Source organism: Candidatus Spongiihabitans sp. (assembly GCF_965247905.1).
Taxonomy (GTDB): Bacteria; Pseudomonadota; Gammaproteobacteria; order Arenicellales; family Poriferihabitantaceae; genus Spongiihabitans.
The window spans coordinates 582111-606826 of the sequence record NZ_OZ252047.1 but is presented as its reverse complement, the minus strand read 5'-3'; the positions used below and the strand labels follow the sequence as shown (position 1 = coordinate 606826).

Sequence of the window (24716 nt, the reverse complement as noted above, 5' to 3'; positions counted from 1 at the left end):
AACGACCAAATCATCCAATCAATCGATCATAATCCGCGTGGCTTCCAATCCAAAACCAAATCACATCCGCGCCGTCTTCAATCCCCAATGCGCGGTGATGCAAGCCGACGCGGACTGATCGGTATCGCCCGATTTTTTTGAAGTGCAACGACCGATGCGCGGGCGTTTCTTTTAGCAACCGATAATTCCTGCGCGCGAGCCTTTGCACCGCTTGCGGCAACGACTCCAAACAATCCCAAAAGTCCGGTGTGGCGAAATGCCTCACATCGGTTTGCTTCGCCCGGCGCGATGATGCTTCAACGCGGCATCGCCTAACCCATCTAACCTACCCGCGCTCGCATCCATTTCAAGCCGCGCGTCCCAACGCTCAAACTCAAAATCGGCAAACCACGTGCGGAACGCATCCAACTCCGCTTGCGGCAGAGAGGCGACGACCTTTTCTAATTCTTTGGCGGTGTTCATGTCACGATTCCAGTTGGTTTTGGATATTTTACTCGATATGGGGAATGACGGGGAGGTTGTTTTTTGGTTTTGGGATGGTCGGTTTGTGTGGGTGGGGTGGTTTGATGTGGGCGAAAAAAAACCGGGGCGGAGCCCCGGCTTTTTAATGGGTGTAGCGGGGTGGATTAGAAATCAATCCGCATGCCGAGGTAGTGGCGATCGCCGTCCCAGCCTTTGTTCTCGCTATCCAGACTGGTGGCTTCGTAATACAACTTCATGCCGCCGCCGAGGTTGTGGTAGATGCCCCAGGTGAGTTGCGTTGAATCGTCAGTCGCAGGGACAGCATCCGCACCATCGTCCGCTTCGGAGTAACCCAGATACCAACTGGTTTTTTCGCCAAGGCTGCCGCTGGCGTTGATGAACATGGTGTCAATATCCACTTCGTCATCTACCGCGGTGTTTTCGTTATCATCCACCGAGTAGTTCTGCCAGCCGAGGGTTACCGCGACTGCGCCGAGGTTGACTTTGACGCCAACGCCGACACGGTCGGTGTCCGGGGCGTCAGGGCCTGCAGGCACGGCGGCAGTAGGAGCAACAGCGTCCACAGCGGCAGTGCCTATTTGTGGGGTGCCGGGGGTAATAACGCCGTTCGCACTTATGATGGGCACTGCTGCTGCCGCAAAGTCATCTGAAGCAGGAACTGCAGGCGAGCCGTCCGTCGCATCAACCGCATCAGTGCCATCTGTACCATCCTCAGAATCAAACGCCACTGCAATCGTGATGTTGTCGGTGACGGAAAAACTCAAGCCCAAGCCAATGCCGTCGCCATGGATTTTTTCGGCATCATCATGTTCACTTCCGCCGTCATCCAAGCGCACATCCAGTTCGGCGTACAGCGGACCGAAGGTGTTGGAGTACTTGATGGTGTTGGAGGTGCGGAACGGACCGCCGCCGACTGATGAATACAGGTAGTAGCCGAGCGAGTAGGTCGGGCTGACCAAGGTGCCGAAGGTGTCGTAATACGCGCTCCACTGGTTGCCGACATCGACGCGACCGAAACCGCCGGACAAGCCGACCGAGGCGAGGCGGGTGTCGCCAACGCCGGTGCCTTCTTTGTCGGAGACGGTGGAGAACTCGTAACGCCCGTGCGCGGTCAAGCCGTTGCCGATGTCGGCATTGCCCTTGAAGCCGAAGCGCGAACCGACGCCACTGATGTCGGTGGTGCCGTCACCGCTCAGGTCGTTGATGTCGATGGCATTGTTGACGCGCGCGTAGAATGAAGATTCCGCGTGCGCCACTGGCGCCATCACCGCGGCGGAGACCGCGGCTGCGAGTAGTTTCTTGTTCATGAAATAGTCCTCTGTTAGTGCATTTGCCGAGGACTGGTTTGCGAACAGGCGAAAACGGCTGAGCCGATGCCTTAAAACGCGACCTGGTCAGGTGGCGGCAAAGGCCGGAAGCGACGGCGACGTAACGCCCCGCACCGAATTATTCAGTAGGGACAGGTCGCGACCTATCCCTACTTTCACCGAGATGGCGGCGGCCGCTGACATTATGCGGTTTCGGCAGATTTTTGCTCCCGGCAAAATCTGCACTTCCGCCGTCCCTGGCGGTCGGCAAATAATCGCTCCCGGCAAAATCTGCACTTCCGCCGTCCGTGGCGGTCGGCAAATAATCGCTCCCTGCAAAATCTGCACTTCCGCCGTCCCTGGCGGTCGGCAAATAATTGTTCCCGACATTATTTGCACTTCCGCCGTCCATGGCGGTCGTGTCCCGTTGCGTGGTGCCTACCCCATCACAGCCTCGGCCTGCAATCCCCTGTACAATTCCTCCTCCAAAATCAACCCCAGCACCAAAGGCGGTCGACCGATACAATCAGTTGATATCCAGGCCCATCACGGATATAGTTTGCGGTCAATTTTTTTCACAAATTAACGCTTTTCTTCGGAGCGCATTTAATGACACTGCCAATGATTCAAACACTGCCTGTGATGCTGGGTGCGGCGGGTCTGCTGGTTGCACTGCTGATATACAAAATGGTATTAAAGTACCCGGCGGGAGAGGGCAAGGTTGCAGACATTGCGCAACAAATCCACCGCGGTGCAATGGTTTTTATGCGCCGGGAATATACTTATTTATTAGCATTTGTCGTGATTGTCGCCGCACTGATATTTATCTCGGAGCTGGGCGCAAAAACCACGCTGGCCTTTTTGGTTGGTGCGGTATGTTCTGGAATAGCCGGATATCTCGGCATGATCGCGGCCACGCGCGCGAATGTCCGAACCACAACGGCAGCACAACAACAAGGCGCAGAAAGCGCATTGGCGGTCGCCTTCTTTGGTGGCTCGGTGATGGGGTTGTGTGTCGCCTCCATGGGTCTGCTGGGCCTCGGAGTGCTGTATTTGCTGTATGGCGGCGATCCTGAGACCGCCCATGTTATCCACGGATTTGGTATGGGCGCTTCATCGGTGGCATTATTTTCCAGGGTCGGCGGCGGCATTTTCACCAAGAGCGCCGATGTCGGCGCAGACCTGGTGGGCAAGATCGAAGCCGGCATACCCGAAGATGACCCCAGAAACCCCGGCGTGATCGCCGATAATGTGGGTGATAATGTTGGCGATGTGGCCGGTATGGGCTCGGATATTTTTGAATCCTACTGCGGTTCAATAATCGCCACCATTGCCATTGCATCGACCTTGCCTGTGGCAACATTTGCGGTGATAGGCGAGCGCTCTATCCTGATGTTCTTGCCGCTTGCGTTGGCGTCAGCAGGCTTGGTGTGTTCCATCCTCGGTATTGCCATCGTCAAAATGAATACCGCCCGATCGCCCGAATTGGCACTGCGAATCGGCACCATCGGGGCAACGATAATTTTTATGGCGGCCGCTTATGGCGTTATAAAATATTTCGATGTCAGCGTAAATGTGTGGGGTGCTGTTGCCGTGGGTGCGGTCGGCGGCATCGGTATCGGGCTGATTACCGAGTACTACACCGGCGGCAAGCCGGTGCGCGATATTGCTAAAAGCGGTGAAACCGGACCGGCAACGGTCATGATTGCGGGGCTGGCGGTTGGCATGGAATCGGTAGTCGTTCCGTTACTGATCATCGCTGCGATCATTTTAATCTCCACCGAATTGACTGGCCTTTATGGCGTCGGCATCGCCGCCGTGGGTATGTTAGCGACTGTGGGCATCACCATGGCCATTGATGCTTATGGGCCGGTTGCGGATAATGCCGGCGGCATCGCGGAAATGTCTGGATTGGGTGAGGAAGTGCGCGCCATCACCGACTCGCTGGACGAACTCGGCAACACCACCGCCGCCATCGGCAAAGGCTTCGCCATCGGCGCCGCGGCACTGGCGGCACTTGCCATTATCTCCGCGTTCATCGAAACGGTGGCGCAGCTGAAACCTGAATTTGCGCTGGAATTGAGCAACCCGCAGGTATTGGCGGGGATGTTTATAGGCGGCATATTTCCATTTCTGGTTTCCAGTATCACCATGAACGCCGTGGGCGCCGCCGCATTTGAAATGATTCATGAAATTCGCCGGCAGTTCCGTGAAATTCCAGGGCTGATGGAAGGCACCGCGGAACCCGATTCGGATCGATGCATTGATATTGCAACGCGGGCGGCACTGAAAAGAATGATCCTGCCCGGCGTGATTGCGGTAGCGGCACCGCCGATGGTCGGCTTTGGATTAGGCGCCGAAGCCCTGGGCGGCATGTTGGGCGGCGCGCTGCTGGGTTGTGTGTTGATGGCATTGACCATGGCCAACGCCGGAGGCGCTTGGGATAACGCCAAGAAATATGTTGAGAAAGGAAACCTCGGCGGCAAAGGCTCCGATGTGCACGCCGCGGTCGTGGTCGGCGACACCGTCGGCGACCCGTTTAAGGACACTTCCGGTCCTTCAATGAATATCCTGATCAACGTCATGGCAATCGTCAGTTTGGTGATTGCGCCGTTGTTGTAGACGGGGGTACATTATCTTTGATTTTCTGCTAATGTTTCCGTGCGTAATATCAGCATTTCACCCATTGGAGATTCAACATGTTTTCCTTTAAGAAAAAGCCAACAACGAGCAGTGCTCTTTCAGAGTTCATGCGCAATGCTTCTTCGCGGGAAAAAAAGCGCGCGTTCAAAAAGATTATTGAAGAGTCAATCAAAGAACAGCAGAAGATCATCGATATGGCTGATCAGATGGATGCCGAAAAGCGCGCGTGATTTTCGCGTTGCGTTGACGGTTCAGAGAATATAGCCGACAACCAGACACATGGACGATGGATAATGGATAACGCCGAAGCGATTACTGCCCGGGCGGTGCAGTTCGCCAAAGATAATTGCAAGGAAATTACCCGACGGGCGATAGCAGGGTTTTCGCAGGAAAGTGATCCTGTTTCTATTTTTATGGCGGGTTCGCCCGGGGCAGGTAAAACCGAGGCTTCAAAAAAACTATTAAAAAATCATGGTGATATATTGCGCATTGACGCTGACGAGTTACGCGAACATTTCAGGGAATGTGGTTACGATGGAAAAAATTCACATCTTTTTCAGAAAGCCGCGACCAGATTAGTGCATGAAATACATGACGCTGCCTTAAAAAGTAAAATCAGTTTTTTACTCGATGGCACTTTCGCCGGCGAATCCATGGCGAGACAAAATATTCAAAGGTCATTGAAACGAAACCGAGATGTATTTGTTTTGTTTGTGTATCAATCACCATTTATTGCATGGAATTTTGTGCAAAAACGCGAAAAGGTGGAAGGACGACGCATACAACCACAAGATTTCGCGGAAAAGTTTTGCGCATCAAGAGAAGTGGTGAACAAGATGAAGGCGGAGTTTGGAAATAAAATTGAATTGTCGCTGGTGCAGAAAAACATTGACGGCACCAACAAAATTTTTAAAGAGAGCATTCAACGAATCGATAATCATATTCCAGAAAAATACAGCGAAGAGCAAATACTGAAAGAAATTTTGGGTTAGCGAGACTGATTATTATGAACACAAAAATTGGGAAAATCCGCAAGGTTGCTTTGCGCGAACTCTGGAAAAGGGAGGATACAAACTTTACCCAGTGGCTCGAAGAAAACATCGATTACCTGACCGATGTCATTGGTTTCAATATCACCGTTGAATCGCGGGAAAAGAAGGTCGGGCCGTTCAGTGTTGATTTATATGGCGAGGACGATAATGGCGATAAAGTCATTATCGAAAATCAACTGGAAAAAACAGATCACACTCATCTCGGGCAAATACTTACTTACCTGACAAACCTTGAGGCAAAGACCGCAATCTGGATTTCGAGCGATCCCGTTGAAGAGCATAAGAAAGCAATTGAGTGGTTAAATGAAACGACCCCGGACGATATTTCTTTTTACTTGATACAACTGGAGGTTATAAAAATCGATGGCGAATCGGTGGCAGCACCTTTGTTCACTGTTATCAAGAAACCGAATATTGAAACTAAACAAATTGGGGATGAAAAAAAGAAATCCTCACATCGGCATACTTTGCTTTACAAATTTTGGGAGCAATTTATTGGAAAAATAAATGAAAAAAGTCCTATTTATCAAAATATCAGCCCAGGGAAGAACCATTGGCTACCAGTATCGCTTGGCATGAGTGGGGTAAGTATGAATCTGGTTGTGTCCAACAAACAAGCACGGGCGGAAATTTACATTGACACAGGAGACAAGGAGAAAAACGAAATCATATTTGATTTTTTCTTTGTCAAAAAAGAGCAGATTGCATCTGATTTTGCGGACAAATTAATCTGGAAAAAAATGGAAAATAATCAGGCTTCCAAGGTTGAACATCATTTTAATAATGTCAGATTTTCCAACGAAGAAGACTGGAACAAAATGACTGATTTTTTGATTGATTGTGCCATCATAATGCATCAGGCATTTCAGAAACATATACCGGAAATAAAGGAAAAACTAAAAACCGGCGTGGCGTAATTTTCATTGCACATTTTCACAACTCTTCCCCAACCACAAAATCAAAAACTCGATTCAACTCCAGCTCCACAATCAAATCATCCGCCGCTTTCCGACCATGTTCGCGCACGACTTCGGCGAGAATCAATTTCGCCGAGTGGCGGTTATACGAGCCGCCGAAATCGACTTGCACCTGCAACAACTCGCGCGCTTTATTCAGCGTCATAACTTAAATACCGATGTTAGTTTTTTGGGTACCGGCGTGTTTTTTAATTGCACATAATCCGGCAAACTATTTTTATACGGCGGATAATCTTCGCCCCGCATCAACGGCGCGAGGTATGCGCGACATTTGCGCGTGATGCCAAAACCATCTTTGTCGATAAAACTTCGCGGCATCATTTTTTCCACATTGGCAACGCGACCGAGCGCGGCTTTGCCGATTTTCCAGCGATATGGTTTGTCGCTTATTCGCACGATGGTCGGCATCACCTCGTTGTCGCCGTTGAGTGCCATCCTCACCGCCGCTTTGCCGACCGCATGTGCTTGCTCGACATCGGTTTTAGAAGCGATGTGCCGTGCTGATCGTTGCAAATAATCCGCCACCGCCCAATGAAATTTATAGCCCAAATCCTGTTTGACCATATTGGCGACGAGCGGCGCGACGCCACCTAACTGCGCGTGGCCGAAAGCATCAACCAAACCTTGGTCGGAAAGAAACTTGCCGCGCCCATCGCGCACTCCCTCGGATACGACCACGGAGACATAGCCGTGCGCCGCCACATTGTGTTTCACTTGCGCCATAAATTTTTTGCGATTGAACCGAATCTCCGGGAATAGCACGATGATCGGGATTTCAGTTTTGCTGTCCGCCGCCATGCCGCCCGCCGCCGCAATCCAGCCGGCATGACGCCCCATGACTTCTAAAACAAATACCTTGGTCGATGTTTTCGCCATGGAAGCGACATCAAAACTGGCTTCACGGGTGGATACCGCAATGTATTTTGCAACCGAGCCGAAGCCCGGGCAGTTGTCGGTTATGGGCAAATCGTTATCCACGGTTTTCGGAATGTGTATCGCCTGGATTGGGTAGTTCAAGGTTTTTGAAAGCCGCGAAATTTTCAGGCAGGTGTCGGCCGAATCGCCGCCGCCGTTGTAAAGAAAATAACCGATGTTGTGGGCTTCGAATACGTCGATCAACCTTTCGTATTGGCGGCGATTTTCCTCGACGCTTTTGAGTTTATAACGACATGATCCGAATGCGCCGGCCGGCGTATGGCGCAGTTTGCGGATGGCGGCGGCGCTTTCGCGCGAGGTGTCGATAAGGTCTTCGGTCAATGCGCCGATGATGCCATTGCGTCCGGCATAGACTTTGCCGATGCGATTTTTATGTTTGCGCGCGGTTTCAATCACGCCGGCGGCACTGGCGTTAATCACCGCCGTGACACCGCCTGACTGCGCGTAAAAAATGTTCTTTTTTAGTTTCATTATTTCGTAGTCTCATCAGGCTTCAGCGATTCGCCAGTGCTGCCGGAATCCACGCCCTGCCGCTCGAGTTCGTGATCGGCCTGGGTTTGCAGTACCGCAGCGACGCACTCGTCCAGGTCATGGTATTGGTCAATACCGGTGCCGTATTGCTCGTGCGGCGTGTAAAAAAATTGCGTCCGATACTGAAACAACCCAACCTTGAACACTACAAAATTAGCCCCTCTTTCATGCCAGAATACCGTCGGGCAATGGGTGACCTGTTCAGATTTTTTATCCAGCGCCAGTTCGCAATCGGCAAGCTCAATCTCCACATCCTTTTTGTACCGTTGCGTCAGCATTTCACGAATGTTATGCAGCTCGGAATCAGTAAAATCGGATACCAATGACATGATGATAATAAAAATTTGTAAGGGGCAATTCTACAATAATTCCTTTAACTGTGGGTTGAGGCTGCCGTTAGTTGCACAATAAATCGGGATAGGGCAATATTACGGCAAGCAATTCAACCTCGGCAACTCAAGGGAGGCAGGCGTGTCTGATTTAACAACAGAACAGTTTGAAGATAGCAATCGTGGTTTTGCGCAACAGCGCCTTGAGCGACTGTTGGCCGGTTCTGGCGTTGCATTTAATGGTCCCAACCCTTGGGATATACAGGTGTCCAATCCATCTTTTTACAGACACGCGCTGATCAACGGCTCTTTGGGTCTTGGCGAAGCCTATATGAATGGATGGTGGGATTGCGAGCAAATCGATGAAACCATAAATCTGCTCCTGCGCACTTCTCTCGGGGAAAGCCAAAAGTTCCTGAGTAATTTTGCGACTTGGGCTGAAGCTAAATTGTTCAATCTGCAAAAGAGTTTGCGCGCATTCCAGGTTGGCGAGCGCCATTACGACATTGGCAACGAGTTATATGAAGCGATGCTGGATGAACGCATGGTTTATACCTGTGGCTACTGGGCCCGGGCTGACAATCTTGACGATGCGCAAAAACACAAACTTGACTTGGTGTGCAGAAAACTGGAGTTAAGAAAGGGCATGAAGGTATTGGACATCGGATGCGGCTGGGGCAGTTTTGCACAATTCGCCGCGCAGCAATATGGCGCAGAAGTTGTCGGGATAACCATATCCAAGGCGCAAGCGGACTTAGCCACTGAACGCTGCCGAGGATTGCCTATCGAAATACGTCTGCAAGACTATCGCGATGTGGGGGGCAAATTCGACGCCCTCGTTTCGCTGGGAATGTTTGAACACGTCGGCCATAAAAATTATCGAACTTATATGGAGGTCGCAAGAAAGTGCTTAAAGGATAATGCTCGGTTTTTACTGCACACCATCGGAAAAAATGATTCCCGCCTGGGCGTGGATCCCTGGATAGCCAAATATATATTTCCCAATGGAGAAATCCCGTCGCTGCGTCAGATTTCGGCGGCCCTTGAACCCCATCTGATAATCGAAGACGTTCACAATTTTGGACCTGATTATGATCACACCCTAATGGCGTGGTTTAACAATTTTGATAATGCCTGGGACCAGCTAAAACAAAACTACGCACAAAAGTATTCTGGGCGGTTTTATCGCATGTGGAAATACTACCTGCATGCCTGCGCCGGGGGGTTCCGAGCCCGACATATGCAATTATGGCAAATCGTTATTTCCAGCGGCGCGTCTCAAAACGCCTATCGCCGACCGGAATAAAACAGTTGCAATGCAATTACGTGAAGTGGGACAGCCCAAATAAAACAAAAGGGGCTGGCACCTAACATTCTATATGTTAGTGTGGAAAATGTATCTAAAGTATTGTAAATTAAGCAAAAATAAGCAACTAGAGTTGATGAAATACTTCGTTGCGGACGCCACGGCGAGAACGGTCGCGGATTTGGCGGGAATCCATCGCAATACGGCGACAAGATTGTTCCGCAGACTGCGCGAGCGCATCGCGCTTAAACAGCACCAGCGGGGCGAGCAATTTGGCGGCGAGGTGGAAGTTGGACGAGAGTTATTTTGGCGGCGCGCGCAAGGGCAAGCGCGGTCGGAATGATAGACAATAGTGAATTGAGAGGACAAAGGCGAGTTGAGATGCCAAAGCACACGAGAGAAAATGTCCGGCTACGCCAGAGCACGTTTTAGTGTCACGCGCAGCGTGACTCCTTATTCTCGTGTACTTTTGGCATCTCAAAAGGACTCACCGCCTGCCGATTCACCATTGCCTCCCCACCCCGTCATTGCCCGGCTTGTTCCGGGCAATCCAGTAAATAATTGTCACGCGCAGCGTGACTCCTTATTCTCGGTTGCTTTGTCCTCTCAAAAGGAATCATCGCCTTCCGGTTCACCATTGACCCCCCACCCCGTCATTGCCCGGAACAAGCCGGGCAATGACGGGGTGAGGGATAATAGTGAATCGGGCGGGGATGATTTCTTTTGAGATGCCAAAAGCAAACGAGAAAAAAAGCCCGGCATAGCCGGACTTCTTATTCTCAATGTGCTATTGGCGTCTCAACGCGCTTTTGTCCTCTCGGTTCACCATTGCCCTATCCTTTCGGCGGCGTAGCCGCCGGTTTTTGCGCGGCTTCGCCGGGCGACATATTTTAACTGGATTCCCGCCTGCCAGCGAGGATGACTTAACTTTCGCCTGATTGCCCGCCGGTCTTCGTCGATGTGTTTTTATCATCGACATTCTCGTCACGCCATTCACGCCAATGAGCGTAAGCGAGCAAAAGTAAAAGCGGAACCGCACCGGTAAGTGCAACTATTATTACAGGACTCATGATTGCCTCCTCAAACTTGATGACCAGATTAAAGTCAATCCGATGAGCGCCGGGCTGATGGCATCAATCAAATTTCCATCGTCAACGAAAGCATGAACGATGCCACCGACAAAACATATAACGCCCGCCTGACTGGCTGCGCGTTGGAGCATATCAATATCGTGTTTCATAAAACCTCCTTGTTGTGTGAATCGTCCTTACCGTCCTTATCACGCCCCTCGCGCTACAAGCCAGCAGTGCCGCAAGGGTAACACAAGTTTTTTTCCTTTGCTATTCATTTCGGCGGCGAAGCTGCCGGTTTTTCGAGTTGGAATGACGAGACGAAAAGCGTGTTGTCCGGCTTTGCCGGACTATTAGTGACGTCACGCGAAGCGTGACTCCTTTGCGGCGAAGCCGCGATAAAAGGAGTCCGGCTACGCCGGACGGCATATTTTAACTGGATTCCCGCCTGCGGCGAGAATGACGGGGTGAGGGGTCAATGGTGAATCGGAAGGCGATGATTCCTTTTGAGACGCCAAAAGTAATCGAGGAAAAGGAGTCACGCTACGCGTGACAATTATCCACTGGATTGCCCGGAACAAGCCGGGCAATGACGGGTTGGGGGGGCAATGGTGAGTCGGGCGGGAGTGATTTTTTTGAGAAGCCAAAAGTAAACGAGAATGAGGAGTCACGCTGCGCGTGACAGATATTTAACTGGATTGCCCGGAGCAAGCCGGGCAATGACGGGTTGGGGGCGAATTGGACAATGACATCCCTGCCGTCATTCTCGCCGGCAGGCGCAAAAAATCGCCGGGAGCGCCATGAATCGACTGGGCGCAGAGCGAAGCGAGCCCGAAGGGCGCGTATTAGGGATGATACGCGCAAAAAACCGCCGAAATGCCATAAAAAGAGTATACACTGCAAGAGTTAGTTGGTTGTTCTGACTGAGTATTAAATAGCGAATGAGGCGTGGTTATGACACAGATTGAAGGTTTGAATCCGTTTAGGCCAGGTGATGGGCAACGCCCGCCTTATCTGGCCGGACGGGAAAGCGAGCAGGGTCGGCTTAGAAAAATATTGGCAGAAATATCTGCCGGACGACCACCCGCTGCCAACATGGTTATGTATGGGCCCAGGGGGATGGGGAAAACCGTGCTGCTGAATTGGCTCGTGGATGAAGCCGAAAAAACCGATATGAAGGATAATTCTATACGTACAAGTTCGGCGACCCCTAATCAATTAAAAACTCCGGCAGAGATGTGGTGTTTTCTATTGTCTAAAAATTGGTTGCAAAAAATGTTGCCCGATAGAAAGGAACTCGGATTTAAGGGTTTTTTTTCCGGCACTTGGACTGAAAATTCCACTCCACCGAAAAAACTATTGGATAAATTGATTCGCCAATGTAAAAAAAATCCTTTGGTTTTTCTGCTGGATGAAGCACATCAAATGGAAGAGGGGCAATGTCGTGCTTTGCTAAACCTGAGCCAGCAGGTACGAGCCGAAGCACCCTTTTTGCTGGTTCTCGCCGGCACCCCCGGTCTATCACATTTATTGAGGTCATCGGGGGCTAGTTTTGCTGAACGTTCCAAGAAAATGGGCATTGCACGATTAGATGAACAGGCTACTGCGGATGCCATCGTAAAGCCGTTAAATGAACATGGCATAGAAATAGACGACAACAGCCTTGCGCATGTCGTTGAAGACAGCCAATGCTATCCATACTTCATCCAACTTTGGGGTGAGGCATTGTGGAATTTAGCGAAGAAAAACAACCTGCAAAAATTGACAGGTCAAGAAGTCACAATAGTAAAGCCACAAGTTGAGGGAGTGCGACAGAACTTTTATAGTGATCGGCGCGAGGATTTGAAAAAGGATGAATTATTAGAACTTGCTGTGAATTGTGCGGTAATTTTCCAAAATCAAACCAGATTTGAAGGTAAATACATTGAAAGGGTTATCAAAGATTTTTTGCCGGAGAATAAATTAGACGAACGACATCAAGCAGAGGCTTTAAGGGGACTGATTCTGAATGAATTTATTTGGCAACCGCCCGGAGCAGATTTATATGAGGCTGCTATCCCCAGTTTGATGAGATATGTACTCGATAAACAACGCGAGCATGTGCAAAAAGTATCGCCGGCATCTCTCGCCTAGCGACTAACGTTCTCACCCCGTCATTGCCCGGCCCATATTATTATTGGCCGGGCAATGACGACCCTTATTTGTCATTCTCGCCGGCAGGCGGGAAAAACCGCCCTCCCTGCCGTCATTCTCGCCGAAGGCGGGAATCCAGTTAAATATCTGTCACGCGAAGCGTGACTCCTTATTCTCGATTGCTTTTGGCGTCTCAACGCGCCTTTGCCCTCTCAATTCACCAGTACCTATAATCCGTCATTGCCCGGCCCATATTATTATTGGCCGGGCAATCCAGTTATTAAACCGTTCGGCGTAGCCGAACTCCTTTGCTTTGATGCCGCGCCGTTCGATGCGAGAATGACGGCAAGGCGATGGTGCTTATTGCTTACTGCTAATGTATGAGTGTGTCCCGGCGGCTACGCCACTCTGGATCCCCGCCTGCCGGCCAGGATGACGGGTTGGGGGCAATGGTGAATCGGTCGGGGATGATTTCTTTTGAGACGCCTAAAGTAAACGGGAGTAAGGAGTCACGCTGCGCGTGACAATTATCCACTGGATTGCCCGGAACAAGCCGGGCAATGACGGGTTGGGGGCAATGGTGGACCGGAAGGCGATGATTCTTTTTGAGAAGACAATGGTAAATAATTGTCTCGCAAAGCGTGACACTAAAACGTGCTCTGGCGTAGCCGGACTTCTTATTCTCAATGTGCCATTGGCGTCTCAACGCGCCTTTGTCCTCTCAATTCACCATTGTCTCCCCAGTCCGTCATTGCCCGGCCCATATTATTATTGGCCGGGCAATCCAGTTAAAAACTCAGCGGCGTTAGCCGCTATCCTTAATGGCGGCATAGCCGCCGGTTTTTCGAGTTGGAATGACGAGACGAAAAGCGTGTTGTCCGGCTTTGCCGGACTATTAGTGATGTCACGCGTAGCGTGACTCATTTGCGGCGAAGCCGCGATAAAAGGAGTCCGGCTACGCCGGACGACATATTCCACTGGATTGCCCGGAACAAGCCGGGCAATGACGGGGTGGGGGGACAATGGTGAACCGGAAGGCGATGATTTTTTTTGAGACGCCTAAAGTAATCGAGGAAAAGGAGTCACGCTGCGCGTGACAGATATTTAACTGGATTGCCCGGAACAAGCCGGGCAATGACGGGGTGGGGGGGCAATGGTGAACCGGGTGGGGATGATTTCTTTTGAGAGGACAAAGTAAACGAGAATAAGGAGTCACGCGTAGCGTGACAGATATTTAACTGGATTGCCCGGAACAAGCCGGGCAATGACGGGGTGGGGGGACAATGGTGAATCGGAAGGCGATGATTCCTTTTGAGATGCTAAAGTAAATGAGAATGAGGAGTCACGCGTAGCGTGACTCATTTTCCACTGGATTGCCCGGCCAATAATAATATGGGCCGGGCAATGACGGACTGGGGGGGGCAATGGTAAGTCGGAAGCCGCTATCATTTGCGGCGTAGCCGCCTTAAAACCTCAACTCACCTTTACCTAAAACTTTACCTAAAACCTCACCCCACCTTTACTCAAAACCTCAACTCTCCTTTCAGCAGAATGGCATTGGCATCCGCATCGGTATCACGGTGTTCTCCGACGAGGTCCAAATCAAGGCGGTTGCCGAGTTTCCATTGGATTCCCAGGCGGTAGCGGTTGCTGTCGTTGCTTAGGGTCATTGCGGTATATGGCGTTAGCAGGCCGGGGGTGGTGCCGCTGCCGAGCCAGGGTGCGGTGCCAGCGGAGATGCCGAAACCGATCCGCAGGTCCAGTCGTGCGGAGTAATCGCGGGTGGCATCTGCGGCGGTGTCGGTGCCATTGGTGGCATTGCCGTCGGCATCGCGCAAGCCCTCTTCCCATAGACGTTGGATGTCGCCGGCGTCATCGCCGTAACCGGGGCTGAGGGCGAATGACCAGCCTTGGCCATCGGCGCCGGCGGTCTGTTTGATGGTGCCGCTGATACCCCATTCATTGGCGTTGCCATCGTGTCCGAGCAGCGCGCGGGCTTTGCCTTCCACGCTAAAGCCGCTGGCATTGACAAGGGATATGCCGAAGCCGAGTTCGGCGCCGGTGCCGGTGATGCCATCGCCGCCGTCATGGCGTATGCCCACTTCTATGCTTCGTTCGGTGCGCGCGCCGTTGCTCTGCGTGATGGTGTTGGTGGCTTCCAAACTCACGCGCGCGCGGCTGACATCCACTTGCCGTCCACTAAAACTGCTACCGCTATTGCTATTGCTCTCTTCCACTTCCAGCGTGCTTTGCGTGACTTCGCCTTTCAATCGCAGGGTGTTGGCGCCGCGTTGCAATACGATGCCGTTGCCGCCAATGGCAAAGGTGCTCATGGACAGGTCGTCGCTGGCGCCGTCATCCTGATCCAGTTCGCCTTCGCCGTAGCCGGCGGTCATCCACACTTCGCCGCGCGCATTGCTCCAGCCGAGGTAGGGATTGATGCTGGTCATGCTGATGTCGTAGGTTTTTTTGGTGCTGTTGTCGGTTTCCAGTTCGCCTTCGTTCCACGATAGCGCCACGCCGCCAATCGCTTCGGCGGTGATGCGCGCGTCCAGACCGAGGTGTATGCTGAACATGTCGCCGTCCCAATCCAGATCTTCATCCTCGCCACCGAAGTTGCGGTAGTCGCCGGAGCCCCAGAAGGTCATGCCGCCTGTGCCGGTGCCATCGCCATTGATAAGATTATTCAACGGCAGCGCAAACGCCGAGTTGCCGAGCAGGGTTTTCATATCCAGCGTGCCATCTTCCATTGACGACGCGTGGGTGTTCATCAGGCTGGCAAGGGTGGTGGACATGGTTTGGTCGTCATTGCCGTTTTCGCCTCCATTCCCATTAAATGGCATTTGTTGCCCGGCGAAGTTGAAACTGCTGCCGCTATTTTGTTGTGTGCGTGTGCGTTCCACCCGCCCGGCGATGGCGCTGATGTTCTGGTCGGCTATTGCGCGCGCGACTTCCGACAAAATCACTTCGACGACTTCCTCCGGGATCGCGTCCGCGGCAACCACTTCTGTGGTCGATGCGCTGGTGGCGGTGTCGGTGTTGCCGCTAAAATCATCGGTATAAGAGACCACCACGCGCAGGGTGCTACCTTCATCAGCAGCCACCACCAGATAGGTAGTGCCGGTTTCGCCTCCTATGTCGGTATTGTTTTCACCCACCGCATCCCCGCGTTGCCATTGATGGCCGGTGATGGCAATCGTGTCCGCGCTATCCTCATCGGTTACCACGGTGCCGGCAGTCAGGGTCTCGCCGACCTGCGCGGTGCCGCCGATGACACTGACGCTGCCGGCATCTTCCGCATTGGCAACCGTCACCGTTACCGCAATCTCGTCGCTGGTCTCGCCCGCGCTGTCGGTGGCGGTGATGGTGATGTCATACCCATTGTCGCCGCCGGCATCGGTCGGCATCTCATAGTTCGGCGGGGCAAGGAAGGTCAAGACGCCAGCGTTAGTGATGGAGAAGGCACCCGCATCGGCCCCGCCGAGGGCGTAACTGGCAATGGTTCTGGTGCCAGTTGGGGTCGCGCTGAAGGGGTGCACTTCTCCCTCGCCATTCTCGGCAAATACTATCGGTGTTGCTGGTGCCACAACAGTCGGTTTGGTCACGCCCGCGGCCTGCACGGCGGCGGTCAGCGCGCTGGTGGCGATGTCGGTGTTGCCGCCAAAACCATCGGAATAAGAGACCACCACGCGCAGGGTGTTACCTTCATCAGCATCCACCAGCGTGTAGGTCGTGCTGGCTCTGAGATCACCGCTGACCGAGACGCCCGCGGTTTGCCATTGATACAGTGCACCAGTAACCTCGCCATCCGGGTCGGTTACGCTGGCCATCAATACCTGCCCTACCTGAGCCGTGCCGTCAATGAACGCCATACCGTCTTCATCCACATTGGTAACCGTTATCGTTACCGCCAGCGCGTCGCTGGTCTCGCTCGCGTCATCGGTGGCGGTAATGGTGATTTCATAATCGTTGCCGGTGTCGTCATCGGTCGCTGCCTCAAAGTCCGGCGGGGTGCTGAAGGTCAAGACGCCGCCACTGGTAAGATCGAAGAGATTCTCATCCGCTCCGGTTCCGCCGAGGGCGTAACTGGCAATGGTCCTGCTACCAGTCGGGGTCGCGGTGAAAGTCGCCACAGTGCCCGTGGCATTTTCGGCAAATACTATCGGTGTTGCTGGTGCCACAACAGTCGGTTTGGTCAGGGTCGCGGCCTGCACGGCACCGGTCGGGTTGCTGGTGGCGGTGTCGGTGTCGCCGCCAAAATCATCCGTATAAGAGACCACCACGTGCAGGGTGGCTCCGAGATCGGCAACCACCACATCGTAGGTAACTTGGTCAGTGCCGATGTCTACGGGTCCGCCGCCGGACGGCAACCGTCGCCATTGATAGCCGGTGATGCTAATCGCGCCCGCGCTATCCTGGTCGGTTACCACGGTGCCGGCAGTCAGGGTCTCGCCGACCCGCGCGGTGCCGCTGATGGCGCTGACGCTGCCGGCATCTTCCGCATTGGCAACCGTTACCGTTACCGCCAGCGCGTCGCTTGCCTCGCTCTCGCTGTCGGTGGCGGTGATGGTGATTTCATAAACGTTGTCGGTGTTGGCATCGGTCGGCACTTCAAAGTTCGGGGGGGTGCTGAAGGTCAAGACGCCAGTGGTGGTATCAAGCGTGAAGTCATCCGCATCGTCCCCGCCGAGGGCGTAACTGGCAATGGTTCTGGTGCCAGTTGGGGTCGCGGTGAAGGGGTGCACTTCTCCCTCGCCATTCTCGGCAAATGCTATCGGTGTTGTTGTTGGTGGAGCCACAACCGGTTTGGTCGGGGTCGCGGCCTGCACGGCGGCGGTCGGGTTGCTGGTGACTTCTTTACCGCTACCCTCACCATCGGTGTAAGTGGCGATGACTCGAATAAGCCTGCCTTCATCGGCGGGTGCCGGGGTGTAGGTTGAATTGGTGGCACTGGCAATGGCACCGTAGGCGGCGCTGCCAATGGCGTGGTCGGTGGTGTCGCCCGGCGCGCTTTGCCATTGATAGGTGATGGTGCCAACTTCCACACCATCCGGCGAATCCTCGTCGGTTACCGTGCCGGCGGTCAATTCCACGCCTACCTGCGCGGTGCCGCTGATGTCGCTGATGGCGCCCGGCTCCTCCACATTGGTAACCGTCACCGTTACCGCCAGCGGTGCGCTTGCCAGGTTGCTTGGGACGCCATTGGTTTCCGTGGCGGTAATGGTGACCTCGTAGGTCTCGGTGTGTGCATCGTCTTCAAAGTCCGGCGGATTGTTGAAAGTCAATTCGCCCTTATTAGGAGCAGCGCTATTAGGAGCAATCGAGAACAATGCCGCATCCGTGCCGCCAGTGATTGACCAGATGATGGCGTTGCCCTCGGCATCGGTCGCGGTGTAGGTCTCCACCGGGGTGTCGGCGTTCTCGGCATAATTCGGTGTTGCATTGCCAGCCGTGATTTCCGGCGCGGTGTTGGCGGTCACGGTGATGATTACCGTGTCGGTGCCGCTTCCCTCGGGAGTGTCAGCATCGGTGACGGTCAGGGTGAAGGTATATGTCCCTGCCGCAGTCGGCGTGAAGGTCGGGGCGGCGCTGTTGGCATCGCTCAAGGTGATACCGGTGCCGCCGGTCAGTGCCCAGGAGTATGTCAGATCATCGTTATTACCATCGGGGTCGTCGCCGGAGCCGGCAAGGGTTACTTCCATGCCGGCAACCTCAGTTTGCGGGGGCCCCGCTTCGGCAGTCGGCGGCTGGTTTGCGGCGCCGTCCGCGCTCGCTTCTGCCGCAGGTCCTTCGTTGCCGGCCAGGTCCATCACGCTGTTTATGGCAAGGGTCAGGCTGAAGGCTGCCTCGGTCGGGGTGAAGTTGATGGTGTGGGTGATGCCATCGTTGCTGGTCACCCGATTCACCGTGGCGCCTTCGGCGGTGATGTCGGCACTAACAAAGTCCAACGCTTCGGAGAAGGTGATGTCGTGCTCCTGCGGCGTGCCAATCACGCCAGCGGCAATAGCGCCGAAGGTCTCCACCGTCGGCACAGTGCTGTCCACGGTAACCGCACCGAGTTCGGCAGTTTCGACGTCCTCTCCAACCTGAGAGGCTACCACATCGTTAGCGTCATACACGCCTTCGGGCAGGGTGAAACTGGTGGCGCCGGTGCCGACGATGGAAGTAGTGCCGCCATTGGTGGTGTATGACCAGCCGACCCCGGGGTTCGATACATTCACCAGGCCGTTGCTGGTGATGCCATCGCCGTCAATGCCGGTGTCCTCATGCAGGGCGATGCGGAACGCGGTCGACGCGGTTACGAAGATGCGCACCGTGTCGGTGGCGGTAACACCATCCTTATCGGTGACGGTCAGGGTGAACACCAAGTCATTGGCAAGAGTCGGCGCGGTGAAGGTCGGCATGACGACAGTGATACTGCTCAAGGTAACAGTCGCGCCTGTGTCCTGTGTCCAGGCATATTCCAGCTCATCGCCGGTGCTGCCGGAGCCGTCCAGGGTCACCATCGCGCCGGTATCCACATTTCGCTGATCAAGCCCAGCATTGGCAACCGGCGGCTGGCTGGTCTGCGGCGCGGTGTTGGTCACCGCCGCGCCGCCGGGGAGAGTTTGACCGCTGGCGGTGCGTAACTGCGACGCGCCGGCGCCGGACAAGGTCGCTGCCAATGCAACGAGTTGGTCCGCGGTGGTGACTACTTCATACTCCACGATGACGCTAGCGGCGGCGATGCTGAGGATATGCACATCATCGGAACGCACGTTCAACAATCTCGCCATGCCCATGCGGAACTTGTCCGCATCAAACTCGGCGGTGGTGAGCCCGGCAATGGTCATTTGGGCAGTGATGCGTGGTTTGGTAGTGTCTTCGGTTGCCGCTGCCTCTGCGGTGCCGGTTGCGGTTACCGGGCTGGCGGGACCCATGTTCGGGGTGGCGGCGGCGTCGGACACGCTATTGGCGGTGAGAGTCAGGCGTACCGCGCCCGCCATGCTCGGAGTATAGGTGACGAGGTAGGTGGTGTTGGCGCCGCTGTTCGGGGTCACGCTATTCACTGTGGCGCGAGTAGCGGTGAAATCGCCACTCGTCAAACCGGTAACCGCCTCGTCGAAGGCAATTTTCACGCTTGCCTGATTACCCACCGTGGATTCGCCCAGAGCGGGGAAGTTGGTAACCATCGGCGCGGTGGTGTCGGGCACGGCAAGCACGGCGGCGGTCGGCGCGCTGGTGACGCGCTTGTTACCGTATACCGGGTCGGAATAGATGACGGTGACCCACAGAGTCCTGCCGACATCATCGGCATCCGGCGTGTAGGTCGCGATGTCTCTGGGAGCACTGACCGCGCCTGCCGCGCTTCGCCATTCATACTGTGGGGCGGTAACCGCGCCATCCGGGTCGGTTGCGCTGGCGGTCAATTCCACGCCAACCTGCGCGATGCCGGCGATGGTTGCCGTGCCGGCTTCATCCACATTGGCAACGCTCACCGTTACCGTAACGGCTGCGCTGGTCGAGCCCTCGCTGTCGGTGGCGGTGACGGTGATTTCGTAATCGTTGTCGGTGTTGGCATCGGTCGGCGCTTCAAAGTCCGGCGTTGGGTCGAAGGTCAAGACGCCAGCGTTAGTGATGGAGAAGTCACCCGCATCGTCCCCGGCGAGGGCGAAACTGGCAATGGTTCTGCCGTCAGTCGCGGCCGTGGTCGCGATGAAGGTGTGCACTGCTGCCGTATTCTCGTCAACCATTATCGGCGTTGCCGGTGGAGTCACCACCGGCGGCGCTTCGCCAACGGTGACGGCGCGGGTCAGCGTGTTGGAGACATTGCCGGCGCGGTCGGTGGCGGTGTAGGTGTAGAGGTAGTCGCCGGCGGTGTCGGTGTCCAGTGCGGTCGCACCGTCAGGCCCGGTAATGACCGTTGCCAGAGTCTCCCCCCCCCTCACTCCACTCACGCCCATATCGGTGTAATCGCCGCCGTGGGCAACGGCTACGGGTGAATCGCCCTCCAGGGTGATGACCGGCACGCTGGTGTCGATAGTCACTGTTCCGAGAGAATGTCTGAAATTAGGTGCCGGGTTCACGGGGTCGGCAGTGTCCGTGACACCGCGAACATTAAATTGTGGCCCGGCATCGTCATCAGCAGTTGTGATGGTATAGGTCGCCATATATTGGTTGGCGACGCCGGCTACCGGCTGCAGATCTTGCACAGGGCGTACTGATCCGTCAAAGTCAAAAAAGGCAGCATCGGCAAGCGACGTGGCGGCAAGCGCTTCGTCGGAGTTCACGAACGCGGTGAGGGTGTCACCAACATTCAAAAAGGTCGTTGTGCCCACGACTTCACCACCAGTGTGTTCAAACCGGTCGAAGGTAATCATCGGCGGGGTGGTGTCTGTGACCGGCACCGCGCTCACGGTGACGGTTACCTTGTCGGTGGCAAGCATCGAGGGAGTGCCAGTATCGGTGACGGTCAAGTTGAAGATATAAGTCCCTGCCCTGGGAGGCGTGAAGGTCGTGCTAACAGCGCGGTCATTGCTCAAGTCGACATCCGGGCCCTCTGCCTGCGACCAGAAATACATCAGATCATCCGTGGCGGTTTCGCTGTCCCTGCTGCCGTTGCCGTCCAGGGTTACTGGACTGCCGACAACCTCATCAGGTTGATCGGGTCCCGCATCGGAAGTCGGCGCGGTGTTGGTCGCCGCACTCACGGTGATGATTACCTTGTCGGTGGTAGGCATCGGGGGATTGCCAGTATCGGTGACGGTCAAGTTGAAGATATAAGTCCCGGCCCTGGGAGGCGTGAAGGTCGGGCTAACAACGCGCTCATTGCTCAAGTCGACATCCGGGCCCTCTGCCTGCGACCAGAAATACATCAGATCATCCGTGGCGGTTTCGCTGTCGCTGCTGCCGCTGCCGTCCAGGGTTACTGGACTGCCGACAACCTCATCAGGTTGATCGGGTCCCGCATCGGAAGTCGGCGCGGTGTTGGCTCCGGGTGCCGGGGCCACGGTCACGGTGCGGGTCAGCGTGTTGGAGACATTGCCGGCGCGGTCGGTGGCGATGTAGGTGTAGATGTAGTCGCCGGCGGTGTCGGTGTCCAGTGCGGTCGCACCGCCAGGCCCGGCAATAGTCGTCTCCAGAGTTTCCTCACGCCCCACTTCACTCACACCATCATCGGTGTAAGTGCCGCCGTGGTCAACGGCTACGGGTGAATCGCCCTCCAGGGTGATGACCGGCACGCTGGTGTCGATAGTCACTGTTCCGAGAGAATGTCTGAAATTAGGTGCCGGGTTCACGGGGTCGGCAGTGTCCGTGACACCGCGAACATTAAATTGTGGCCCGGCATCGTCATCAGCAGTTGTGATGGTATAGGTCGCCATATATTGGTTGGCGACGCCGGCTACCGGCTGCAGATCTTGCACAGGGCGTACTGATCCGTCAAAGTCAAAAAAGGCAGCATCGGCAAGCGACGTGGCGGCAAGCGCTTCGTCGGAGTTCACGAACGCGGTGAGGGTGTCACCCTCATTCAAAAAGGTCGTAGTGGCCACGACTTCACCACCAGTGTGTTCAAACCGGTCGAAGGTAAGCACCGGCGCGGTGGTGTCGGTAGTCGCCGCACTCACGGTGATGATTACCATGTCGGTGGTTCCCCGCACGACACCGCCGTCATCGATGACGGTCAAGTCGAAGACATAAATCCCGGCCTTGGCAGGCGTGAAGGTCGGGCGAGCAACGCCGTCATTGCTCAAGTCGACATCCGGGCCGCTGGCCTGACCCCAGAAATAAATCAGCGCACTGTTATCGCCATCGGGGTCGTCGCCGGAGCCGCTCAGGGTTACTTCCCGGTTGACAACCGCATTAGGTTGATCGGGCCCGGCATTGGCAACCGGCCTCTGGTTGGGCACGGTTACGGTGATGGTTACCGTGTCGGCGGGGCTGGCGGCATCGTCATCATCGGTAACGATCAGGGAAAAGGTCAAAGTAGCCGCCGTAGCCGGCGCGGTGAAGGTCGGGCGGACGGTGTCGGTCAAAGTGATTGCCGTGGTGGGCGGGTTGCCATCGGTCAAGGTATGCGTCCAGGCGTAACTCAGCGTATCGCCGGTATCGGGGTCGCTGCTCACGGCGCCGTTCAGGGTCACTTCCGCGCCGGTATCCACACCTTGATCGAGCCCGGCATTTGCCAGCGGATTCCGGTTTGCCGCTTGACCTCGCACGACGACTTCGCGGGTAGCCGTGCCAACATTACCGGCGTGGTCGGTCGCACTGTAGGTAACCGTGTAGGTGCCGGTGGTGGTGGTGTCCACAGTGTCTGACGCGGTGGGCGTCGGCACGTTGTCATCCAGTTTATCGGTGACGGTGGCGCCCTGGTCGGTGTAGGTCTCGCCCACATTCAGGACAATCCTGGCGGCACCGTTCAGGGTGATGTCTGGCGGCGTGGAATCAAAGATAAATGCGGCAAGACCGGCATGTGGGGAAAGAAGTTGATCTATGCTCTGGCGCACTCGAATCTGATCGTCGGTATATCTGCCGTCGGGCAGGGTGAAGGCAACATTGGGGGGGCGGAAGGGCGTGATTACCTTTGTAAAATCGTAATTAGTACCGCCATTGATGGATATTTCCCAGTAGTCTATGACCGGCTGCCGGCCGCCATCCAAATCATCCGATATAACAAAATCTATCACTCCAGTACTGGTGATGCGGTCAGCAGGGTTACCCACGAACGGACCACGCAGGGAGATGGTCGGGCGGGGTGTCCCTACCTTCTGCCTTTCCACCTCGGAGCCGCCAAATGATAAGACGGCAGTACCACCAATAGCAGCACCCCCAAAACCAAATTCGACATTTACTGGGTTACCCAGTTCACTTGACGTAGCAATTCTAGTTTTGGTCCGTCCGGCCAGCGTAACCGTGTATGTTCCTGCCTTGAGGGGGGTCCAAACTACAATTGCAGTTCGTCTATCAGCAGAGTAGGTAATCTCAAAAGAGCCTGCCTCGATTGCCGGCCCGCCAAGCGGTGCCCTTGCCACCTCGACGCCGCCAAATGACAAGACGGCATCGCCAGCAACAGCATTCCCAAACATAAATAAGATACCTAGGTCGTCACCCAGTTCATCTGACGCAACAGTTAAAGTTTTGGTCTGTCCGTCCGCCACAACCGTGTATATTCCTGTCTTGAGGGGGGTAAAGCCTACCAATGTCTGGGTTCCAGAAGTGACAATATTAAAAGAGCCTGCCTCGATTGCCGGCTCGCCAAGCGATGCCCTTGCCACCTCGTCGCCGCCAAATGACAAGACGGCATCGCCAACAGCATCCCCCAAAGTAAATACGATACTTGCTTCGTCACCCGCGTCATCTGCCGTAACCGTTACATTTTTGGTCTGTCCGCCCGCCACAACCGTGTATGTTCCTGTCTTGAGGGGGAAAAAGTTTACCGATGTCTGGGTTCCAGAAGTGCGAATACTAAAAGAGTCTGCCCGGATTGCCGTCTGGCCAGGTGCGTAAGTTACCGCTTGCGCATGGGCGATGCCGGTTGACGCCAGCATCGCTGCCAGCAACGCCGCGGCGAAAACGAATGGAGTGATTGTTTTATTCATAGCACTTGCCTCTCTATTGCGTGGGGGGGGGGGGGGGGGGGGGGGGGGCGATGCTCATCGTTGCCAGTAGCGCCGAGGGGGCGACGCTCATCGCTGCCAGCAGCGCCGAGGGGGCGACGCTCATCGTTGCCAGCAGCGCCGAGGCAAAAACGGAGGTTGGTGATTGTTTTGTGTATGTTGATGGTTATTTTGTTCATGATGTTTTGCCTCCTAATATAAATGAACTTGGTTCAAGCAACCCGCACCCGCGGAGTGTAACCTGCATTCGGGGCATTGTATATCAGAAATGCCACAGGAAAGTCAAATTAATTGGCGGGTGAATTGGTGATAAAAGGGGCTCGGTAAGGGGTTCGGCTGCGCGTGAAAAATCGCC

The 24716-nt window shown here is 54.8% G+C and carries 23 protein-coding genes and 1 pseudogene; 10 read left to right on the top strand and 14 right to left on the bottom strand.

Going from position 1 to position 24716, the window contains the following annotated elements:
- Positions 1-10: 10 nt before the first annotated feature.
- From ACP158_RS02925 to ACP158_RS02910, 4 genes are all read right to left on the bottom strand, one after another.
- The gene (locus ACP158_RS02925; RefSeq protein WP_424947490.1) at positions 11-265 is read right to left on the bottom strand and encodes a hypothetical protein; all 255 of its coding nucleotides are present in this window, start codon (positions 263-265) and stop codon (positions 11-13) included.
- A complete protein-coding gene (locus ACP158_RS02920) occupies positions 262-462 on the bottom strand; it encodes a hypothetical protein (RefSeq protein WP_424947489.1) in 201 nt (66 codons plus the stop codon). The genes ACP158_RS02925 and ACP158_RS02920 overlap by 4 nt, the downstream gene beginning before the upstream one ends.
- A 164-nt stretch (positions 463-626) precedes the next feature.
- A complete protein-coding gene (locus ACP158_RS02915; protein ID WP_424947488.1) occupies positions 627-1790 on the bottom strand; it encodes a porin in 1164 nt (387 codons plus the stop codon).
- 139 nt (positions 1791-1929) lie between these two features.
- The gene (locus tag ACP158_RS02910) at positions 1930-2316 is read right to left on the bottom strand and encodes a hypothetical protein (protein WP_424947487.1); all 387 of its coding nucleotides are present in this window, start codon (positions 2314-2316) and stop codon (positions 1930-1932) included.
- An 83-nt stretch (positions 2317-2399) separates the two neighbouring features.
- On the opposite strand from ACP158_RS02910, the gene ACP158_RS02905 reads away from it, so the two are divergent.
- From ACP158_RS02905 to ACP158_RS02890, 4 genes are all read left to right on the top strand, one after another.
- Positions 2400-4412, top strand: coding sequence for a sodium-translocating pyrophosphatase (locus ACP158_RS02905; protein ID WP_424947486.1), 2013 nt, complete (start codon positions 2400-2402; stop codon positions 4410-4412).
- Positions 4413-4489: 77 nt separating this feature from the next.
- A complete protein-coding gene (locus ACP158_RS02900) occupies positions 4490-4663 on the top strand; it encodes a hypothetical protein (protein ID WP_424947485.1) in 174 nt (57 codons plus the stop codon).
- Positions 4664-4726: 63 nt separating this feature from the next.
- The gene (locus ACP158_RS02895; protein WP_424947484.1) at positions 4727-5425 is read left to right on the top strand and encodes a zeta toxin family protein; all 699 of its coding nucleotides are present in this window, start codon (positions 4727-4729) and stop codon (positions 5423-5425) included.
- 14 nt (positions 5426-5439) lie between these two features.
- A complete protein-coding gene (locus ACP158_RS02890; protein WP_424947483.1) occupies positions 5440-6402 on the top strand; it encodes a DUF4268 domain-containing protein in 963 nt (320 codons plus the stop codon).
- 16 nt (positions 6403-6418) lie between these two features.
- On the opposite strand, the gene ACP158_RS02885 is transcribed toward ACP158_RS02890, so the two are convergent.
- Genes ACP158_RS02885 through ACP158_RS02875 form a run of 3 tightly spaced genes read right to left on the bottom strand, consistent with a single transcriptional unit; the run spans position 6419 to position 8258 of the window.
- Entirely contained in the window at positions 6419-6607 is a 189-nt protein-coding gene (locus ACP158_RS02885; RefSeq protein WP_424947482.1) for a hypothetical protein, read from the bottom strand.
- A complete protein-coding gene (locus ACP158_RS02880) occupies positions 6604-7869 on the bottom strand; it encodes a 6-phosphofructokinase (protein ID WP_424947481.1) in 1266 nt (421 codons plus the stop codon). The genes ACP158_RS02885 and ACP158_RS02880 overlap by 4 nt, the downstream gene beginning before the upstream one ends.
- Complete coding sequence (locus ACP158_RS02875; RefSeq protein ID WP_424947480.1) at positions 7869-8258, bottom strand: hypothetical protein; 390 nt, start codon at positions 8256-8258, stop codon at positions 7869-7871. The genes ACP158_RS02880 and ACP158_RS02875 overlap by 1 nt, the downstream gene beginning before the upstream one ends.
- Before the next feature lie 142 nt (positions 8259-8400).
- Between ACP158_RS02875 and cfa the strand changes: the two genes are divergently transcribed.
- From cfa to ACP158_RS02860, 3 genes and pseudogenes are all read left to right on the top strand, one after another.
- The gene (gene cfa / locus ACP158_RS02870) at positions 8401-9564 is read left to right on the top strand and encodes a cyclopropane fatty acyl phospholipid synthase (protein ID WP_424947479.1); all 1164 of its coding nucleotides are present in this window, start codon (positions 8401-8403) and stop codon (positions 9562-9564) included.
- A 271-nt stretch (positions 9565-9835) separates the two neighbouring features.
- A pseudogene (locus tag ACP158_RS02865) lies at positions 9836-9902 on the top strand (IS1595 family transposase); the annotation flags it as partial.
- A 170-nt stretch (positions 9903-10072) separates the two neighbouring features.
- Positions 10073-10291, top strand: a complete 219-nt coding sequence (locus ACP158_RS02860) for a hypothetical protein (protein ID WP_424947478.1) — start codon at positions 10073-10075, stop codon at positions 10289-10291.
- 196 nt (positions 10292-10487) lie between these two features.
- Here the strand turns inward: ACP158_RS02860 and ACP158_RS02855 are convergent, their stop codons facing one another.
- Positions 10488-10634 (bottom strand): hypothetical protein, encoded by a 147-nt coding sequence (locus ACP158_RS02855; protein ID WP_424947477.1) that lies wholly within the window; start codon positions 10632-10634, stop codon positions 10488-10490.
- A 543-nt stretch (positions 10635-11177) separates the two neighbouring features.
- Entirely contained in the window at positions 11178-11354 is a 177-nt protein-coding gene (locus tag ACP158_RS02850) for a hypothetical protein (protein ID WP_424947476.1), read from the bottom strand.
- Between the two features lie 234 nt (positions 11355-11588).
- On the opposite strand from ACP158_RS02850, the gene ACP158_RS02845 reads away from it, so the two are divergent.
- The gene (locus tag ACP158_RS02845; protein ID WP_424947475.1) at positions 11589-12767 is read left to right on the top strand and encodes an ATP-binding protein; all 1179 of its coding nucleotides are present in this window, start codon (positions 11589-11591) and stop codon (positions 12765-12767) included.
- Positions 12768-12838: 71 nt separating this feature from the next.
- On the opposite strand, the gene ACP158_RS02840 is transcribed toward ACP158_RS02845, so the two are convergent.
- Complete coding sequence (locus ACP158_RS02840; protein WP_424947474.1) at positions 12839-12964, bottom strand: hypothetical protein; 126 nt, start codon at positions 12962-12964, stop codon at positions 12839-12841.
- A 43-nt stretch (positions 12965-13007) separates the two neighbouring features.
- On the opposite strand from ACP158_RS02840, the gene ACP158_RS02835 reads away from it, so the two are divergent.
- Both ACP158_RS02835 and ACP158_RS02830 read left to right on the top strand, forming a co-directional pair.
- Positions 13008-13151: a hypothetical protein gene (locus ACP158_RS02835; protein ID WP_424947473.1), complete on the top strand. Its 144-nt coding sequence runs from the start codon at positions 13008-13010 to the stop codon at positions 13149-13151.
- A 232-nt stretch (positions 13152-13383) separates the two neighbouring features.
- Positions 13384-13686: a hypothetical protein gene (locus tag ACP158_RS02830; RefSeq protein WP_424947472.1), complete on the top strand. Its 303-nt coding sequence runs from the start codon at positions 13384-13386 to the stop codon at positions 13684-13686.
- Positions 13687-13722: 36 nt separating this feature from the next.
- Here the strand turns inward: ACP158_RS02830 and ACP158_RS02825 are convergent, their stop codons facing one another.
- The 4 genes from ACP158_RS02825 to ACP158_RS02810 all read right to left on the bottom strand — a co-directional run bounded on the left by ACP158_RS02825 (position 13723) and on the right by ACP158_RS02810 (position 24540).
- Complete coding sequence (locus tag ACP158_RS02825; RefSeq protein WP_424947471.1) at positions 13723-13902, bottom strand: hypothetical protein; 180 nt, start codon at positions 13900-13902, stop codon at positions 13723-13725.
- A 77-nt stretch (positions 13903-13979) separates the two neighbouring features.
- Complete coding sequence (locus ACP158_RS02820; protein WP_424947470.1) at positions 13980-14192, bottom strand: hypothetical protein; 213 nt, start codon at positions 14190-14192, stop codon at positions 13980-13982.
- A 98-nt stretch (positions 14193-14290) separates the two neighbouring features.
- Positions 14291-24343 (bottom strand): PKD domain-containing protein, encoded by a 10053-nt coding sequence (locus ACP158_RS02815; protein WP_424947469.1) that lies wholly within the window; start codon positions 24341-24343, stop codon positions 14291-14293.
- Positions 24340-24540 (bottom strand): hypothetical protein, encoded by a 201-nt coding sequence (locus ACP158_RS02810; protein WP_424947468.1) that lies wholly within the window; start codon positions 24538-24540, stop codon positions 24340-24342. Before ACP158_RS02810 ends, ACP158_RS02815 begins: the two co-directional genes overlap by 4 nt.
- Positions 24541-24716 lie beyond the last annotated feature (176 nt).